Genomic DNA, 17,149 nt, shown 5'->3' with positions numbered 1-17,149 from the left:
GCTCCTTCAGGCACGGTTCTGACGGCGCAGTTGGCCCTCCAGCATGGCATTGCCTGTCACCTGGCCGGTGGCACCCATCACGCCCATTACGATTACGCTGCCGGCTTCTGCATCCTCAACGATCTGGCGATCGCCGCCAATGTGCTGTTGCAACAGGAGGGCATTGAACGTGTGCTTATCTTCGATGTGGATGTGCATCAGGGTGACGGTACCGCTGCATTGTTGGCGAACGAGCCGAATGCCTTTACCTGCTCGATTCACTGTGAGCGCAACTACCCGTTCGAGAAAAAGATTGGCGATCTCGATGTCGCCTTACCGGATGGCCTCGAAGACGGGGCCTATCTTGAGGTTGTCAGCGAAACGCTGCACAAAGCACTGGCGTTATCGCGGCCGGATATCGTGCTCTATGACGCAGGCGTGGACGTATTCAGGAATGATCCCCTCGGCCGGCTGAACATTTCCGAACAGGGAATTTTTGAGCGGGACTTTCAGGTGCTCAGTGAATTGAAACGTCGGGACATTCCAGTAGCGACGGTGATTGGCGGCGGCTACGATGATGACCGGGTGAAACTGGCCAAGCGGCACGGGATTGTTGTGGAAGCCGCCAGCCGGGTGTTTTCAGCCGACTGACCTAGTTTTTATTGCTCAAAGCAGAATTAGTCCTCATCACTGAAGGCAGACCGATGGAACTCAGCTGCCTCTTCGGCCTCCGGCACGCCGATCTCATGAACTTCCGGCACCTCTCCTCCGGCCAGCACTTCGAGCACGGCGTGCACCCCCTTGGACAGCGAACTCAGGCTGTAGCCACCCTCCAGAACCAGCGCTAACCGTCCCTCACAGTGTTTGTCGGCAATCGCCTGAACAATGCCTGTGATTACTTTGAAGCCATCGTAGGTGAGGTTCAGGGCCATGTCGTTTCTGTGCGGATCAAAGCCGGCAGAGACCAGCACCAAATCCGGCTGGAAGTAATCCGCCGCCGGCATCAGGATCTCCCGGAACACTTTCTCAAAGGCAACGTCGCCAGCCGTTTCCGGCAGTGGCACGTTGATGGTGTAGCCCTCCCCCAGCCCATCACCGATCTCTTCCAGGTGACCGGATCCGGGATAGAATGGCGCCGCGCAGTGGGTATCGAAAAACAGGACATCGGGGTCTGCCCAGAAAATGTCCTGGGTACCGTTGCCATGATGGGCATCCCAATCGATGATCAGAATCTTCTCACAGCCGAGTTTGGCCTGGGCATGGGCCGCAGCAATGGCCACATTATTGAGCAGGCAGAATCCCCGTGCCCGAACCGGTTCCGCATGATGGCCGGGCGGGCGGATCAGGGCAAACGCGCTGTCACACTCCCCTTTCACAACGCTTTCAACGGCGGCAATGGCGTTGCCGGCCGCAGCCGTGGCGGCTTTGATGCTGTCGGGTGACACCGCCGTCGTGTCTTTATCAAGCCACGCCCGTTTGCCGTCCAGTGAGAAGATGTGGTCAAGGTAGGAGGTGGTGTGTACCCGTGCCAGCTGATCGTAGGTTGCGGCAGCCGCACCCGATTTGAATTGAGTACCTGCCACAGGGTTTTCATCCAGATACTCCTTGATGGCGCTGATCCGCCCGGGGTGCTCCGGATAGCTCCATTTGAAATCCAAGCCCTGAAGAATGGATCGCACTCGCTTTTCCACCCGGCTGGGCATGAACGGAAGATCCACCTCGGGGTTATGCCCGAGCATGATCTCATCGTAAAACACATTCACACTGCGATCGCCGATCATGGCCTGTTTCCTTTTCTTATCCTTGTGATTCCGCCAGCGCCTGCTTAACCACCGAGGTGAATGCCGCCGCGCGAACCCCAGTCGGTTTGAAACCCAGCTTGGTCCAGGCAGCCTTGGCTTCCTTGTTTGAAGCAGAGTATTCGAGGATCAGCTCCGAGGCGTGATGCTCCTCCGCGAAATTGACAAGATCCCGCAACAGTGCCTTCAGGATACCAAGCCCCCGGAAGTCCGGCTCTACCCAGATATCATCAATAACGCCAGACTTGAATTCTGCCGCTTCCGACTGCTCCCAGATGCCCTGGCTTCTCCAGATATAAACATAACCCATACCCACGAGAGCCGAGTTCTTACTTTCCGCCACAAGCAACAGTTTGTTGGGGTCGTCCAGCGAGGAGTGCAACGTTCGCAGAAGCCGTTTACGCTCGCTTTCCTTGAGCTCATGAGGGGGTGCGCCCGAAACATGCAGGGCCAGTTTGGCGAGGAAGCCCACCATTTCGGCAAGATCCTCTTCGCGGGCCTCTCTGATAATAAATCCACGCTTCGTGTGCTTTCCAGCCACGCGCAACTCCCGTTAGACCGCCGCGTAGAGCAAACCAGTTACAACCAGGAGTGGTCTGCATTTTCGGGTCGTATACATATGAGCCAACCTTCAAAGCTTAGTCGCTGGTTGATCCCGCTACAAAAGCAAAGTCCTTGAAACTGTTCTTGGAATAATTTCGGCTGCAGGTTAGTTTCAACAACAAACCTGATTTGAATTGCACCGGGATTTCTATGAGGCATGCGTACCGGAACCACATCGGTCAAGTGAGCGTCCAGGACGAGAGACGATGAGGAAACTTTTCCTGATTCTTGGCCTCGCGTCGATGATCGCGCTGGTAGCCACTGTCAGCTCACAGCCTATGCTTATTGAAGAGCGGCTGATCCGGATTCAGGCGGAGGATACTCTCCGGGAGTTCCCTCGCATCGAATCGGAGCCACTTGAAGTTCAGGCTGCCTTGCTCGATATGGCGGACGAGGAACTTCTTCTCCTGAAGGCCCGCGCGGCCTATTTGCGATACCCAACGATGACCCGCGAGATCTTTCCGGTTTACGGACCTGAACCGGAATTCCGGGATATTCTCCGGCTGTATGGCGAAAACATTCTTCCGCCGATCCACTATTTCCTGAGCAACCCGATTGGCTCGATCGAGCTGATGAACGATCTTGCCACTCAATACCAGGCGACCGTAGAGTTCTTTACCGGGAGCGGAAAAACAGACACCAATGCAGCCCCCCAGCAAAGCACGCCCAGAAAGGAGAAGCTGACTCGGGAAGAGCGCGGGTGGTACGCCGTGCGATTTATCCAGGAAGAAGGACACGACTTCCTGGGTCAGTTTGTTGTGAACGATCAGGGCGAAATCATCTGGGTTCGAACGGAACGGGTGCTGGAGAACATCAATCAGTTTTTCGCCAGTGGCATTCGCAATCTCGAGATTCAGCACCGCACAGGTGACGATATATCCGCCGCCGATATTGGCTGGGCTTCCGTGGATGTGCTGGTTTTTGCCAGCGCGTTGAAGGTACTTCGGGTAGGACGGGCTGTCGCTGTTTCATCCAGAGGCGCTGCCAGGGGTACCCGGTCCGCAGCACTGGCCGCTCGTCTCACGACTAGCGGGCGCATGTTGATGACGACCGCCCGCTACGCAAAATGGCCCGCCGTGATTGGCGTCGGCTACCTGGTGGTCACACACCCCGGTATCATCAACGACTTCCTGGCAGAGGTAGCGGAAGTGCTGGGCTACCCGGTAAAGCTGGTGCAGTTTCTCGGATGGATTCTGATACTGCTGCCCGCGTTGTACATCGGCAGTTGGGTATTCCGGTTGATTGTACGCCCCGCCCTCGGGTTGCTCGGAACCCTGATTACTGGCCTGTCGCACATTGGCCGGAGAAAATCCCTTAACAGACTGGAGTGATTCAGAGACCGCTATGTCCTTTTCCCGCATCTATGAACAGGCCGTTCTCCAAAAAGGCGGAGAAAGTGAAGTTCGCGCACGGCTGCCCAGAGTGGCTAGCCCTCAAGAACTGGAAGCTCTCGGGGACGATCGATACCTTTCAGAAATCACCCGGTGCATCTTCAAGGCTGGCTTTGTCTGGCGAGTGATCGAAAACAAATGGCCGAAGTTCGAAGAGGCTTTCGAGGGTTTTGTGCCCCTCTACTGGCAGCAGGTTCCTCCCGAGGTCCTTGAGCGGTTGGCGGGTGACGAACGGATCGTCAGGAACGCGCAGAAAATCCAGACCGTGCCGGAGAATGCGCGGATGATTGTCGACGCCGCCCGGGAGCATGGCAGCTTTGGCAATTTCCTCGCCGATTGGCCCAGCAGTGATCAGGCCGGCCTGCTGATGTGGCTTAAACGCAATGGAGCGAGGCTCGGTGGCAACAGCGCCCAGTACTTTTTGCGGCGAGTGGGTTGGGACGGCTTTATCCTTTCACGGGATGTCATTGCCGCGCTGCATAGGGAAGAGGTTTTGGATGCCTCTCCCACCAGCAAGAAAGGGCTCATGCAGGCGCAGGAAGCGTTTAACCTCTGGCACGAGGAGAGTGGTCTGCCCTACAGCCACCTATCGAGAATTCTCTCGTTTACTATCGACTGATCGTTTCAGGGATTTCATTACCTCTTGTTTATTTAATGATAATTGTTATCATTCGCCTCCGCATTAACAACGAAGGCGCATTATCCTATGAAAGTCACCCGCTACCGACGTTGCAGCTCTGCAGCACTGGTTTCACTCCTCGGCGCAAGCTCTCTGGCCATGGCGCAATCGCAAACCAACGACGCGACCACACTCGAAGCTCTCGATGTGGTTTCTGATGCGATTACCGCTCCGGACTATATGCCTCTGGAAAAAACGCCGGCCGTTGGAAAACTGAACGTTCCGGTTGAAGAGCAACCCTAGTCGGTCTCAATCGTCGATCGCAGCTTCATCGAAGATTTCGGAGCCAAGAACATACAGGATGCCCTGCTCTACACACCGGGGGTCTAAGCAGGCAACTTTGGTTTTGACACCCGAATCGATTCTGCAAAAGTTCGTGGTGTTGATGCCGGGCGCTATCTGGATGGTCTGCGTCAGATCTACGGTTCCTACAACACCGTGCGCACCAATGTGTACGCACTCGAGAGCATCGAAGTGCTCAAAGGCCCCTCGTCCATGCTTTATGGACAGAGTGACCTGGGCGGCATCATCAATGGGGTATCCAAGCTCCCGGAAGAGGAACAGGGCGGCGAGATCTGGGCCCAGTACGGCACGTTTAATCGTAAGCAGCTGGCCGTGGATGTAACCGGCCCCGTCAACGAGAGCGGTGATTTGCTGTACCGTTTTATCGCACTGGGACGCGATAGTGACACCCAGGTGGATTATGTGGAAGACGATGGCTACGTGCTCGCCCCTTCCCTGACCTGGCGCGCAACCGATGACACAAGCGTTACCCTGCTCCTCAACCGCCAGGAGAACAAAGGCCAGGTATCCGCTCAGTTCCTGCCACAGGCCGGCACCCTGGAGCCAGGATCGCAAGGGTTTATCGGCTCTGAGCGATTCGTTGGGGAGCCAGGATGGGATCGTTATGATCGGGAGAAGACCGAAGCTACCCTGTTTGTTGATCATCAACTGAATACCAACTGGGCGCTTTCCGCCACTGCTCGCTACAGCCGCTCCAGTACCGAAAACCGCGAACACTGGATAACCATTCCAAGCGTTCCCGACGCCAATGGCGAAGTGCCGCGTACCATTTACACGGCAGATGCTGAAACCCGCATTTTCAACATGGACGCTCGCCTTGAGGGTGATGTTGAGCTGGGCATGACCCGCCATCGTCTGATTATCGGCGCCGACCGCCAGGACGCGCTCTGGAAACAGGACAATTACTTTTACGGTTATGGCCTGGGTGGCACCTTCGATGTATATGATCCACAGTACGGCAACCTGAACGACGGTGCCATCAATCCGACCGACCGGCCGGACAACGAGATTGAGCAAATCGGCCTCTACATTGCCGATCACATCGAGATCGGCAACGTCGTCGTGTCGGCCGGCCTTCGCCACGACTGGGCCGAGAACCGCCGCCTGGCCGTCTCCGGATCAGATACCGTCAGCGACGAGGAGGCCACCACTGGTCGGGCGGGCTTGATGTACCGATTCGAAAACGGGATCTCCCCATACATCAGCTACGCTGAAGCCTTCAGCATGAACCTCGGTACCGATGGCACCGCCGCGGCCAACACACTGGAACCCACCACCGGCGACCAACAGGAAGCGGGCGTGAAGTACGTGTCCCAGGACCAGTCCCTCGGCATTACTGCAGCCTACTTCGATATTACCCAGGAGAACCGGATCAGCGACGGCAGCACCCCCGGAGGTGTTGAGCAGACCGGCGCGGTGATCGACGGCTGGGAGCTGCAGGTGAACAAGCGGTGGCAGCGTTTCGAAACCCAACTGGCCTACACCGATCTGAATGCCAGGGATGACGCCTCTGGCAACCGGCTCCCCTATGTGGCCGAGCGTCAGGCTTCCTGGTGGAACCAGCTCTACATCGCCAACAACTGGCGGGTCGGTGCCGGGGTGCGCTACGTGGGTGACAACGTTGGCTCAGGAGGCGGGCCCGTCGTTCCTTCCGTTACCCTCTACGACGCCATGATTGGCTACACCTGGCAGAACTGGGACTTCACCGTAGATGCCAAAAACCTGGCCGATGACGAGTACATCACCTGGTGCCGCTCCGAAGGCGCAGACTGCGGCTACGGCGAGCGGCGCACTGTGAATGCAAACGCCAAATATCGTTTCTAAAGCTTCATCCTGACGTCTCTGGTCGCCGCAGCCTGAAAACCGCTGCGGCGATCAGCTCTTCTTTTTTTTCTTCTTTTGGGCCTTCTCGTACAACTCGCGCAATGCTTTGGGATTCTTTCCTTTACCCGAGCCGTGAGACTCCAGGATACGCGTCCAGATCGCCTGCTTCTGGTCAGGAGAGAGCTGCTTCCACTCCTTTTTTTCTTGCCTGGTTCGGCCACAGGCTTTACAGATGGCCCTCTTGTTAAACTCGCAGACGTCAATGCAGGGCTTCTTGGTGACGGGCTCCATGGACTCTGGCTTCCCCTTTTGCAAAATAAGTGGCTTAGTCCAAGGCTGAGGGCTGCAGCCCCCGGATACAAGGCGTTGGGCCCGTGGAAAACCGAGACGACAGGCTAATACGGTATATACGCTTCCTCATCACCCACGACTTTCTCGAACCGCCCTGCCCGCCAGTCTTCTCTGGCTGTACCTATACGGGCCTTGCTAGAAGAGACGAAGTTCCACTCGATAAAACGCTTGCCCAGCGGCTCACCGCCAATCACGGCAATCCGGGTATCCTCTGTGGCGGTAATGGCAACACCGGGCTGTCGGGAAAAGATCGTCATGCTGTGGGTAGGCAGCTCAGAGCCATGGGCTCGCAGGGCGCCACTGGCAACGTAGACGGCGCGCTCAGGCGCCTGGGGTAATGCCAGGGTCTGACCGGTTTTAAGGGTGGCTTCAAGGTACAGGGTTTCGCTGAACTTGAGCACCGGCGAAGTGACTCCGTAAGCACTGCCGATCATGACTCGAACCGGCACGCCGTCTATCTCAACCGCGGGGATGTCATCCTCTGGATAGTGGTGAAACGCTGGCGCAGTTTCTTCGTGCTCTTGCGGCAGGGCCAGCCAGAGCTGGAGCCCATGCAAGCGGTGATCCGTTGCGGTGATCTCAGGACGCTCCCGCTCGGAATGGGCGATACCGCTGCCGGCCACCATAAGATTGATATCTCCGGGCCGGATTGGCTGGTAGCTGCCAACGGAATCCCGATGCAGTATCTCGCCCTCAAACAGGTAGGTAACAGTGGCAATACCAATATGGGGATGCGGCAGTACGTTGAGACCCTGGCCAGCCGGAAATTCCGCCGGGCCCATTTCGTCAAAGAATACCCAGGGGCCTACCATTTTCCGCTTCGCGGTTGGCAACAGCCGACGTACGGAGAAGCCGCCCAGATTGGCAACCCGGGGGCTCAAAATGGTTTCGATGGCGCTGCACGGCGCATCGGCCGAATCACAGTTCTGTTCAACAGTATTCATCAGATTGCTCATGCATCGCTCCCGTTTTGCCCCGACTCTGTCACCCGGTTTCCTGAATCTATTATAGAAGCCGGAATCTTTCTCCGGGCACCGATATTCATCCTGGCCATTCCGCAACCGCTATAGTTACCGTAAGCAATTCAAGCAATCGCAACAGTCTGGGGCCTTGAGTGTTTCCATCACTGACTACCGGGATCATCGCTTTTGCCATCGCATCCGTCGTTATTGTGACAGCTGGCAGCCGGCTTGCCCGGGTGGCGGATGAGCTGGCCGATCGAACGGGCCTTGGAGAGGCGTTGTTCGGCATCTTTCTGCTGGCCGGGGTAACCTCACTGCCCGACTTCGCCGCCACGCTGAGCGCGGCCATGGATTCAAGGCCGGATCTGGCCATGAGCAATGTCATGGGCAGCATGGCTGCGAACCTGGTGTTTCTGGGCATTGCAGACATCATGTACCGGAAGGCCAACCTGGAGCACGCAGCTGCATCTTCCACCAACCTGATGCTGGCCGCGTTGTTGATCGTTCTGCTGGCTTTGCCGCTACTGGCAATTGCGAGTCCACCAGTTTCCCTCTGGGGAATACACCCAATCACACCCGTGATTACCGCAGCGTATTTGTTCGGGCTTCACCTGGTTCGCACAACAGACAGTAAACCCATGTGGTTTCCCCGACTGACCCGCCAGACCGTTCCCGACAAGCCTGGTCATTATCTTCGCGGCGGTCTTGCCCAGGCCTGGGTCACTTTCATTATTCTGGCTGCAATTACAGGCATAGCTGGATGGGTACTGATGGAAGGGGCCAAAGTGATCAGTGACGAAACGGGCCTGTCCGATACCCTGATTGGCGGCCTGTTTACCGCGCTCGCTACCTCCTCACCCGAGCTGGTCACCACCATTGCTGCCATCCGCAGGAACGCGCTGACCCTGGCGGTAAGCAATATATTCGGCACCAACTGTTTTAATATGCTGGTGATCGCTTCAGCCGATGTGGGCTACCCTGGCGGTTCCATCTATCACGACATTACCCCGATACAGATGACCTGGGGGCTTGTCAGCATACTGATGACAGCCACGTTGTTAATGGGAATGGTCCGGCGCCAACGCTATGGAATTGGCAAGATCGGGTTTGAAAGCGCCCTGATGCTCTCGGTCTATGCAGTGGCGCTGATTATCGTGACAATTAGCGGATAATAAGGAGATTACCCATGAAAACGATTGGCCTTCTCGGCGGCATGAGCTGGGAATCCACCCAAACCTACTACCGACTCCTCAACGAGGGGGTCAAAGGCCGACTGGGCGGGCTGAATTCGGCGAAGCTGGTGCTCTTCAGCGTGGATTTCGCCGAGATCGAAGCGCTGCAACACAAAGGTGATTGGCCCGCTACTGCCGACATTCTTTCCGACGCCGCCTTGTCATTGCAGAGGGCCGGCGCGGATTTCCTGGTGATCGGCACCAACACTATGCACAAGGTTGCTCCTGAAATTGAACAGGCGATCGAGATCCCGTTGCTACACATAGCAGATGCCACAGCTCAGGTGCTGAAGAATGATGGAATCAACCGGGTAGGCCTGCTGGGCACGCGATTTACCATGGAACAGGCGTTCTACAGGGACCGACTGGAGGCCGCCGGTATCGACGTTCTCACGCCGGATGAAATCCAGCGGGACGAGGTGCATCGTGTTATCTACGAGGAGCTTTGCCTGGGAGAGATCAAGCCGGACTCGCGCGACATCTACCTCGATATTGTCAGCTCGCTTTCCGAGCGCGGCGCGCAGGCGGTGATCCTGGGCTGCACCGAGATCGGCTTGCTGATCAAGCAGGCGGATACCGGGGTTCCCCTCTACGACACCACGGAGATTCACGCAGCTCAGGCCGTCGAGCTGGCGTTACATCATCCGTAGAAGACCGACCAAGACGAACGCCTGCAAAAACTGGATAATGGCCGCCATTAAAAACCATGGCGCGCCAAATTCTCCGATCCAGGACTCTCTGCAATGGAAATCAACGTCAACTTTCTCGAGAACCTCAGACTTGAAGCCAAGTTTGACGATTTCACCGTCGTAACGGACCAGCCGATTCGCTATAAGGGCGACGGCTCGGCGCCCAGCCCGTTCGACTACTTCCTGGCCTCCTCTGCCCTGTGTGCAGCCTACTTTGTCCGGGTCTACTGCCTGGCCCGGGACATTCCCACCGAGAATATCCGCCTGTCCCAGAACAACATCGTGGACCCGGAAAACCGCTACAACCAGATCTTCAAGATCTCCGTGGAACTGCCCGAGGACATTTCGGAGAAAGACCGCCAGGGCATCCTGCGCTCGATCGACCGCTGCACCGTGAAAAAAGTGGTCCAGACCGGCCCGACCTTCGAGATTGAAACCGTCGAAAACCTGGACGCGGACGCCCAGGCACTGCTGATGACCCAGCCGGAAGGCGGCACCCAGACCTTTATCGAAGGCAAGGACCTGCCCCTTGAACAGACCATTGCCAACATGACTGGCATTCTCGAAGAGCTGGGCATGAAGATCGAGATTGCCTCCTGGCGCAACATTGTGCCTCACGTGTGGTCCCTGCACATTCGCGATGCTGCCTCACCCATGTGCTTCACCAATGGCAAGGGAGCTACCAAGGAAAGCGCCCTGTGCTCTGCCCTGGGCGAATTTATCGAGCGGCTCAGCTGCAACTTTTTCTACAACGATCAGTTCTTTGGTGAGGACATCGCCAACAGCGACTTCGTCCACTACCCGAACGAAAAGTGGTTCAAGCCGGGCCCCAACGACGAGCTGCCGGAAGGTATTCTGGATGACCACTGCCTCGCCATCTACAACCCGGACGGCGAGCTTGGCGGCTCCAATCTGATTGATACCAACTCCGGCAGAGCCGACCGGGGCATTGTCTCCCTGCCCTACGTGCGAAAATCGGATGGCGAGGTGGTGTATTTCCCCTCCAACCTGATTGAGAACCTGTTTCTCAGCAACGGCATGAGTGCGGGCAATACCCTGAACGAAGCACAGGTTCAGTGTCTGTCGGAGATTTTCGAACGGGCGGTAAAGAAGCAGATTATCGAAGAGGAAATTGCCCTTCCGGACGTGCCCCGGGAGGTACTGGAAAAATACCCGGACATCCTGGAAGGCATTGAAGCCCTGGAAGCCCAGGGTTTCCCGACTCTGGTAAAGGACGCCTCCCTCGGCGGCCAGTTCCCGGTAATGTGCGTTACCCTGATGAACCCGCGAACGGGCGGCGTGTTCGCCTCTTTCGGCGCTCACCCGAGCTTTGAAGTGGCCCTTGAGCGAAGCCTGACGGAACTCCTGCAGGGCCGCAGCTTCGAGGGCCTCAACGATGTGCCGGCGCCCACCTTCAACAGCCTGGCAGTGACCGAGCCAAACAACTTTGTGGAGCACTTTATCGATTCCACAGGCGTGGTGTCCTGGCGGTTCTTCAGCGCCAGGTCCGATTATGATTTCGTTGAATGGGATTTTTCCGGCACCAACGCCGAGGAAGCCGAGTGTCTGTTCGGTATCCTTGAGGAACTGGGCAAGCAAGTGTATGTCGCCGTTTACGAGGAACTGGGCGCGCCGGTCTGCCGAATCCTGGTTCCAGGCTATTCCGAGGTGTATCCGGTGGAAGACCTGATCATGGATAATACCAACATGGCTTTGGACTATCGGGAAGACATCCTCAACCTGCACCGCCTGGACGATGAGCAACTGGCCGATCTGGTGGAGCGCCTGGAAGCCAGCCAGCTGGACAACTACATGACGATCATCACCCTGATCGGCGTGGAGTTCGATGAAAACACCATCTGGGGCCAACTCACGATCCTTGAGCTGAAGATCCTGATCTGCCTAGCCCTGCAGTGGCATGAAGAAGCCCTGGAATTCGTCGACATGTTCCTTCAGTTCAACGACAACACCGTTGAGCGCGGCCTGTTCTACCGAGCCATGTATGCGGTTCTCGAAGTCACCCTTGACGACGAAATGGAGCTGGACGACTACATCACCAACTTCACCCGCATGTTCGGCGAGGAAACCATGGAAGCTGTTGTTGGCTCAGTGGATGGCAGCGTTCGTTTCCACGGCCTGGAAGCCACGAACATGCAACTGGATGGGCTGGAGAAGCATCAGCGGTTGATCGAGAGCTTCCGGAAGCTGCACGCGGCGCGTGCAGCCAGGGCGGGCCTGCAGCCGTAATCGGACGCCGAGCGAGCCGCGCCGCATTGGCGGCGCGGTCAGTCCTGATCCACACTTGATCATTACAAGTAGCCTATTTGCGTTTAATGCCCGTACACCCTTGTACATTTGTGGCATGCGCCAAACAAGGAGCCTTGCAATGAGCAATCCGGTGATCGCTGATAACAAGCCCAAGAAAGTCAGCCTGAAAAAAGGCGAGGAATACGCCTTCTGCGTTTGTGGCCGTTCCAACAACCAGCCGTTCTGCGACGGTTCCCACGGAGATACGGGGTTCAAGCCCAAGGTCTTCAAGGCCGAAAAAGACGAAGAGGCGGTTCTGTGCCAGTGTAAACAGACCGGAAGCGCGCCTTATTGTGACGGCACTCACCAGCAGTTCAGCGATGACCAGGTTGGCAAGGAGGCGCCGGAGTCAGACGATGATGGCGACGAGGAATCCGGTGATGCGCCGAAGGCCAAATCCACCAAAGAAGAACCCACCGTTGAATTTATTCATCAGTTGGCCCGTGAGGGGCTGAGCAGTATGGGCCACCATGGTCCGACAACTGCCATGGGCGTGCCCCGCCACACCCTGCCCCACTGGGACGACCTCCAACTGATGGTGGCGCAGATGGCCAGTAAGCCGCTGGCAGACGACGCCGACGTCTCGACCGAACTGGTAATCGGGCCTGAAGCCCGCAAGCCACTGACACTGAGCATGCCGCTATTCGTTTCCGACATGAGCTTCGGCGCGTTGTCGGAGGAGGCCAAGATTGCCCTCGCTCGTGGCGCCGAGCTAGCCGGCACCGGCATCTGCTCTGGCGAGGGCGGCATGCTGCCCGAGGAGCAACAGGAAAATTCCCGATACTTCTACGAGCTGGCCAGCGCCAAGTTCGGTTACAAGGAAGAATTGCTCAAGAAAGTGCAGGCGTTTCACTTCAAGGGTGGCCAGGGCGCCAAGACCGGCACCGGTGGCCATTTGCCGGGCAACAAGAACACCGGCAAGATCTCAGAGGTGCGCAATATTCCTGAGGGCGAACCGGCCAACTCCCCACCCACTTTCGACGATTTGCGCTCAGTTGAGGATTTCCAGCGCTTCGCCAGCCATGTTCGGGAAGTGACCGGAGGTATTCCCGTCGGCTTCAAGCTGAGCGCCAATCACATCGAGCGGGATGTGCAATTCGCCCTGGATGCCGGCGCCGACTACATCATTCTCGACGGCCGTGGCGGCGGCACCGGCGCTGCACCCGAGATCTTCCGTGATCACATCAGTGTGCCCACCATTCCTGCCCTGGCGCGTGCGCGGCGCTATCTGGATGACCGCGGCGCAAGCGGACGGGTCACATTGATCGTTACCGGTGGCCTGCGGGTCCCTATCGATTTTGTGAAGGCCATGGCGCTGGGCGCTGACGGTATTGCCGTTGCCAACAGTGCCATGCAGTCCATCGGCTGTGTTGCAGCCCGTATCTGTAACACCAACAATTGCCCGGCAGGCATTGCGACCCAGAACAAGGACCTGCGCCAACGGTTGAACGTCGACCAGTCTGCCAAACAGCTGCGGAACTTCCTTGAGGCCTCTGTCTCACTGATGCAGGTGATCGCACGAGCCTGTGGCCACGACAGCCTGAGCAAACTGAACATAGATGACCTGTCCACCTGGCATCGGGAGATGGCCCTGCTCAGCGGCGTTCGCTACGCCGGTGTGCTTGATCCTTCTGCCTGAGGTGCTTCTTCGCTGGCCGCCAGGACTCGAACCCGTTCGAAGTCCTCCTCGGTGAACACACCGTTCACCCCGGAAATGGCGGCCAGCTTCATGCCATGCTTCAGCCCCAGCTTGTAAATCTCCCGCACTTTTTCCCACTCGATATTCCGCCCGAGAGTGAAGTTCTCGAAACGCGCTTCCAGAGCAAGCACGATGGTTTCCGCCAGGCAGGCATAGGCAATGCCTTTCGGAAGCCCGATGTCTTTCATATGCACTTCACCCGGTAGCTGAATCTCGCCAGATTCGATCACCAGCACATCCGGCCGCTTGGCGACATCCTCCGCCGGGATATCCAGTGGGCGGGCGACGTCGGTTATGACGCAGCCCGGCTTCACTTTCATGATATCCAGGATACGTTTGCCGGCCCCGGAGGTGGCGGTCACGATCATGTCCATGTCGGCCAGATCGCGTTCGGCAGAGCCGGCAACATGTACGATGGCACCCGGCGTTTCCTGTTCGATGCTTTCCTTGAGAGCCAGCAGTTTGGCCGGCTCCGGTGCCGCCAGATAAATCTCGTCCACTGCCTTGGCCAGCAATCTGGCGCAGACCGACCCGATAGCACCCGTAGCGCCCACCACCATAGCCTTGCCGGCCGCTTTGCCACTGGGGCCAATACTCACCCGCCCTATTTTCTTCATGGCGTCATGGGCCGCCCACAGGGCGCCGGATGCGCTGTAGCTGTTGCCGGTCGTGATCGGCAGCGGCGCCCGCTTGGCCACCGTTATACCGGCATCACCCACGACCTTGGTAAACGCACCCAGGCCCATGATCTGGGCGCCGAGTTTCTTGGCCAGTTTGGCCGCCTGCAGCAACCGGGCGTAGGTAAATTCCGGCCCGTGGGCCATGATTTCCCGAGGTGTGCCACCAACGGTAATGAGCCAGCCCTCCACCTCATCGCCATTGGGTGACCGGATTCCGGATACCTTGGAGTAGATGAACGGTGGCGAATACGCGATGGCCTTTTCCACCAGGTTCATGACCACAGGCGGCGATACGTTGGCAACCCAGTCCAGGGGCGGTGTTTTGGTGAGGTATTGCTGCGACAGGGGGTGAATGACAAACGCAAACCGGTTAACCCGGCGATAACCGTTCGGGTAAAGGATTCGCGGCTCAATCTGCAGGCTCTGAATAACATCCAGATAGTCATCGGGGCCCAACTGGTCCGGCGTCCTGGAAAGCGCCGCACTGATCATCGCCTCCATCACATTCACGCCAACGGGGCGGCCCTCCAGCCAGGGACTGTAATCCACTACCATGGCAACCTTGCGCGAACGCATCCAGTCCATAGCCGCGTCCGTTACCCGCGAGGTGATCACGGTTTTTCCATCCAGCTCTTTCGCCGTGAAATTCTCCAGGTCGCCTATCGAAGCCACGATGACATGAGCCTCGGAGACCGCGTGATGGAGCGAACCTTTCACCAGGTTCTCACCCAAACGATACAGCGGTGTTCGGAGAATGGTTTCAACCGCTTTCACCGCCGCAGGCCTGAACATGATGGGTGCAGTGAGCGAGGTATAGGTTTCCAGCTGTTTCAGGGAAGTCAGCAGCCTGGGCACTCCGAAATCCGTGTAAGGATCGGCAAAGAAGAGATTCTCGGTATGTTCGGAAAGGGCCCTGGCAATCCGGTAACCGGCCTGCCCATTCAAAAAGAGCACCCGGGCATTGTCGAAGAAATGCCCGAGCTCAGACTGGGTATGACGCACAGCCCATTCCTGCAGGATAGCCCGCAACCCGGCACCGGTGGTTACCGGCTTATCCGGCACACAGGCCTCAAGGCGGGCAGTATCCGGGTGTTCAAGCTGCTCCCGGCCCACCTCGTAATGATCGTGTACCATGCTCAGACCGATGGCATCTGCCTGCGGATGCACGGACTCCAGAACCGCCTCGGCCCGGGAAAGATCGCCTTCCGTACCGATCCGGATAATCCGGAAAGGCTGCCCAAGAAACGACGTCTCGATATCATAATCGTACTCACCAGATCCCTGGCTGACGCTGACAACGGTTTTCATATTCAGGTCTTCCCGTTTTCCTGTTGTTATCATCTACAGCCTAATTCAGGAGATCGGTTTCTGCCTTAGCGCAGATCAAATTCCAGACCGCTATTCAACGTCTACAATAGAGTGGCTGGCCGAACGACCAACAGACTTTCAAGGATCAACCAGGAGCTCACCATGACCATTCAGGAAGAACTCAACTCTACCGTCCGGGAACTGGTTCAGCCCGGCAAGGGAATTCTCGCGGCGGATGAAAGCCACCCGACCATTGCCAAGCGTTTCAAGGCCGTTGGCGTGGAGTCGAGCGAAGATATGCGCCGGGAGTACCGAAGCCTTATTTTCTCGGCTTCCGGGCTCGGAGAATTCATCAGCGGGGTCATTCTGTTTGAAGAGACTCTCGGCCAGCAGAGCCTGGATAATGTTCCCATGCCAAAGCTGCTGGCCAGCAAAGGCATTGTGCCGGGCATAAAGGTAGACAAGGGCAAAGGCCCTCTTGTGAATGCCCCCGGTGATGAAATCACCTTTGGCCTGGATGGTCTGGAGGACCGCCTGGAGATCTACAAAAACCAGGGGGCCCGGTTCGCCAAGTGGCGGGATGTGTTCCATATATCGGACACCCTGCCCTCACGGCAGGCGATCGAGGCGAATGCCGAGGTTCTCGCCCGCTATGCGGCGATCTGCCAGTCCCTGGGTATCGTGCCGATCGTTGAGCCGGAAGTACTGATTGATGGCAACCATTCCATCGAGCGCTGCGCGGAAGTCAGCGAGGCGGTGATTCGGGAGGTGTTCCACGCCCTTTACCGACACAAGGTGGCACTGGAATACATGATCCTCAAACCCAGCATGGTGACGCCGGGCAAGGAAAGCCCGAAGGCATCCCCGGAAGCCGTGGCGACAGCGACTCTCGATGTTTTTCGCAGGGCGGTACCGGCTGCGGTACCCGGCATTTTCTTCCTCTCGGGCGGCCAGACACCGGAAGAAGCCACTCTCAATCTGAACGCCATGAACAGCATGGGCGCGCAGCCCTGGGAGTTGAGCTTCTCTTACGGACGGGCTTTGCAGGAACCGGCACAGAAGGCCTGGGCAGGCAATCTGGACAATGGTCCGGAGGCTCAGGCAGCAATGCTGAAGCGGGCCCGCCTGAACGGTGCCGCTCGCGCGGGCCATTACCGACCGGAGATGGAAGACTGACCGGCAACAGCCCTGCGTGCCCGTGTTCCCTTAGTTGCAGCCGGAGACGCAGCTCGCCATGCCATTGAACGCCATGGTGCGGCCACTGAGGGGCACATGAACCGGCACTGTCACTGAATCCCGGAACAGAGCCGTGCGCGTTCCTTCCTGCACCATGCCACCGGAGC

At 57.6% G+C, this 17,149-nt stretch carries 15 protein-coding genes; 10 read left to right on the top strand and 5 right to left on the bottom strand.

Annotated features, from left to right (window positions below):
* Positions 1 to 630 (top strand): histone deacetylase family protein (locus B2W52_RS19705; protein WP_286803949.1); only part of this gene is annotated, 630 nt, incomplete at its 5' end.
* Between the two features lie 26 nt (positions 631 to 656).
* On the opposite strand, the gene B2W52_RS19700 is transcribed toward B2W52_RS19705, so the two are convergent.
* Positions 657 to 1,760 (bottom strand): histone deacetylase family protein, encoded by a 1,104-nt coding sequence (locus tag B2W52_RS19700; protein WP_008169546.1) that lies wholly within the window; start codon positions 1,758 to 1,760, stop codon positions 657 to 659.
* Positions 1,761 to 1,776: 16 nt separating this feature from the next.
* The gene (locus B2W52_RS19695) at positions 1,777 to 2,319 is read right to left on the bottom strand and encodes a GNAT family N-acetyltransferase (protein ID WP_008169548.1); all 543 of its coding nucleotides are present in this window, start codon (positions 2,317 to 2,319) and stop codon (positions 1,777 to 1,779) included.
* A gap of 268 nt (positions 2,320 to 2,587) precedes the next feature.
* Here B2W52_RS19695 and B2W52_RS19690 point away from each other — a divergent pair, with 268 nt between their 5' ends.
* The 4 genes from B2W52_RS19690 (at position 2,588) to B2W52_RS19675 (ending at position 6,578) form a co-directional block, all read left to right on the top strand.
* A complete protein-coding gene (locus B2W52_RS19690; RefSeq protein ID WP_008169550.1) occupies positions 2,588 to 3,712 on the top strand; it encodes a hypothetical protein in 1,125 nt (374 codons plus the stop codon).
* Positions 3,713 to 3,725: 13 nt separating this feature from the next.
* Positions 3,726 to 4,391 carry a DNA-3-methyladenine glycosylase I gene (locus tag B2W52_RS19685; protein WP_273017886.1) on the top strand — a complete coding sequence of 222 codons (666 nt, stop codon included), beginning with the start codon at positions 3,726 to 3,728 and terminating at the stop codon, positions 4,389 to 4,391.
* 87 nt (positions 4,392 to 4,478) lie between these two features.
* Positions 4,479 to 4,694, top strand: coding sequence for a hypothetical protein (locus B2W52_RS19680; protein ID WP_273017887.1), 216 nt, complete (start codon positions 4,479 to 4,481; stop codon positions 4,692 to 4,694).
* A gap of 114 nt (positions 4,695 to 4,808) precedes the next feature.
* On the top strand, positions 4,809 to 6,578 hold the full coding sequence (locus B2W52_RS19675) for a TonB-dependent siderophore receptor (RefSeq protein WP_273073091.1): 1,770 nt from the start codon (positions 4,809 to 4,811) through the stop codon (positions 6,576 to 6,578).
* A 51-nt stretch (positions 6,579 to 6,629) separates the two neighbouring features.
* On the opposite strand, the gene B2W52_RS19670 is transcribed toward B2W52_RS19675, so the two are convergent.
* Positions 6,630 to 6,869 (bottom strand): DUF1289 domain-containing protein, encoded by a 240-nt coding sequence (locus B2W52_RS19670; protein ID WP_053114972.1) that lies wholly within the window; start codon positions 6,867 to 6,869, stop codon positions 6,630 to 6,632.
* Positions 6,870 to 6,973: 104 nt separating this feature from the next.
* Positions 6,974 to 7,885 carry a pirin family protein gene (locus tag B2W52_RS19665; RefSeq protein ID WP_053114971.1) on the bottom strand — a complete coding sequence of 304 codons (912 nt, stop codon included), beginning with the start codon at positions 7,883 to 7,885 and terminating at the stop codon, positions 6,974 to 6,976.
* 158 nt (positions 7,886 to 8,043) lie between these two features.
* Here B2W52_RS19665 and B2W52_RS19660 point away from each other — a divergent pair, with 158 nt between their 5' ends.
* The 4 genes from B2W52_RS19660 to B2W52_RS19645 all read left to right on the top strand — a co-directional run bounded on the left by B2W52_RS19660 (position 8,044) and on the right by B2W52_RS19645 (position 13,758).
* The gene (locus B2W52_RS19660; protein WP_008171986.1) at positions 8,044 to 9,063 is read left to right on the top strand and encodes a sodium:calcium antiporter; all 1,020 of its coding nucleotides are present in this window, start codon (positions 8,044 to 8,046) and stop codon (positions 9,061 to 9,063) included.
* A gap of 14 nt (positions 9,064 to 9,077) precedes the next feature.
* Complete coding sequence (locus B2W52_RS19655; protein WP_273073075.1) at positions 9,078 to 9,773, top strand: aspartate/glutamate racemase family protein; 696 nt, start codon at positions 9,078 to 9,080, stop codon at positions 9,771 to 9,773.
* 93 nt (positions 9,774 to 9,866) lie between these two features.
* Positions 9,867 to 12,059 carry an OsmC domain/YcaO domain-containing protein gene (locus B2W52_RS19650; RefSeq protein ID WP_273073074.1) on the top strand — a complete coding sequence of 731 codons (2,193 nt, stop codon included), beginning with the start codon at positions 9,867 to 9,869 and terminating at the stop codon, positions 12,057 to 12,059.
* Between the two features lie 139 nt (positions 12,060 to 12,198).
* Positions 12,199 to 13,758 (top strand): glutamate synthase-related protein, encoded by a 1,560-nt coding sequence (locus B2W52_RS19645; RefSeq protein WP_273073073.1) that lies wholly within the window; start codon positions 12,199 to 12,201, stop codon positions 13,756 to 13,758.
* Here B2W52_RS19645 and B2W52_RS19640 read toward each other — a convergent pair.
* On the bottom strand, positions 13,728 to 15,806 hold the full coding sequence (locus B2W52_RS19640; protein ID WP_273017893.1) for a dehydrogenase: 2,079 nt from the start codon (positions 15,804 to 15,806) through the stop codon (positions 13,728 to 13,730). The genes B2W52_RS19645 and B2W52_RS19640 overlap by 31 nt on opposite strands.
* Positions 15,807 to 15,968: 162 nt before the next feature.
* On the opposite strand from B2W52_RS19640, the gene B2W52_RS19635 reads away from it, so the two are divergent.
* A complete protein-coding gene (locus tag B2W52_RS19635; RefSeq protein ID WP_008171996.1) occupies positions 15,969 to 16,982 on the top strand; it encodes a class I fructose-bisphosphate aldolase in 1,014 nt (337 codons plus the stop codon).
* Positions 16,983 to 17,149: the final 167 nt, after the last annotated feature.

This window comes from Marinobacter sp. UBA2498 (genome assembly GCF_002341575.1).
GTDB lineage: Bacteria > Pseudomonadota > Gammaproteobacteria > Pseudomonadales > Oleiphilaceae > Marinobacter > Marinobacter manganoxydans.
This window is presented reverse-complemented; position numbering and strand designations above follow the sequence as displayed.

Bases quoted from the DNA above. Each gene is read 5' to 3' on its own strand.
- B2W52_RS19700 (WP_008169546.1), bottom strand. From the start codon at position 1,760: ATGATCGGCGATCGCAGTGTGAATGTGTTTTACGATGAGATCATGCTC.
- B2W52_RS19690 (WP_008169550.1), top strand. From the start codon at position 2,588: ATGAGGAAACTTTTCCTGATTCTTGGCCTCGCGTCGATGATCGCGCTG.
- B2W52_RS19685 (WP_273017886.1), top strand. From the start codon at position 3,726: ATGTCCTTTTCCCGCATCTATGAACAGGCCGTTCTCCAAAAAGGCGGA.
- B2W52_RS19680 (WP_273017887.1), top strand. From the start codon at position 4,479: ATGAAAGTCACCCGCTACCGACGTTGCAGCTCTGCAGCACTGGTTTCA.
- B2W52_RS19670 (WP_053114972.1), bottom strand. From the start codon at position 6,869: ATGGAGCCCGTCACCAAGAAGCCCTGCATTGACGTCTGCGAGTTTAAC.
- B2W52_RS19665 (WP_053114971.1), bottom strand. From the start codon at position 7,885: ATGAGCAATCTGATGAATACTGTTGAACAGAACTGTGATTCGGCCGAT.
- B2W52_RS19655 (WP_273073075.1), top strand. From the start codon at position 9,078: ATGAAAACGATTGGCCTTCTCGGCGGCATGAGCTGGGAATCCACCCAA.
- B2W52_RS19650 (WP_273073074.1), top strand. From the start codon at position 9,867: ATGGAAATCAACGTCAACTTTCTCGAGAACCTCAGACTTGAAGCCAAG.
- B2W52_RS19645 (WP_273073073.1), top strand. From the start codon at position 12,199: ATGAGCAATCCGGTGATCGCTGATAACAAGCCCAAGAAAGTCAGCCTG.
- B2W52_RS19640 (WP_273017893.1), bottom strand. From the start codon at position 15,806: ATGAAAACCGTTGTCAGCGTCAGCCAGGGATCTGGTGAGTACGATTAT.
- B2W52_RS19635 (WP_008171996.1), top strand. From the start codon at position 15,969: ATGACCATTCAGGAAGAACTCAACTCTACCGTCCGGGAACTGGTTCAG.